This window comes from Neisseria sp. P0009.S007 (genome assembly GCF_051962515.1).
The window spans coordinates 1-243 of record NZ_JBQCVF010001246.1; the positions used below are offsets into that span (position 1 = coordinate 1).

Genomic DNA, 243 nt, shown 5'->3' on the forward strand with positions numbered 1-243 from the left:
GTTTTATATTTGCTCAATAATGCGTTCAGACGGCCTTGTCGTTATTTCAAATTGCTTGCCAACAACCAAGCCTGTGCTTCGGCCGCGTCGCTGAAATATTTGGGATGTGGGTTGGTCAAGAGGCTGGAAAGGCGCGCGCCAAGTTTGATCCAAAGGTCGTCGGTAATAACGGCAACGCGGCCGAAGTCGGTTTCATGTGGGTTGAGGAATTTGATTTGCTCGACCGCCATATCGATGGTGAAG

At 49.8% G+C, this 243-nt stretch carries 1 protein-coding gene; it reads right to left on the minus strand.

Going from position 1 to position 243, the window contains the following annotated elements; genetic code table 11:
• Nucleotides 1-41: 41 nt before the first annotated feature.
• On the minus strand, nucleotides 42-243 hold a 202-nt coding region (locus ACTHS3_RS18480; RefSeq protein ID WP_440368872.1), incomplete at its 5' end, for an STAS/SEC14 domain-containing protein.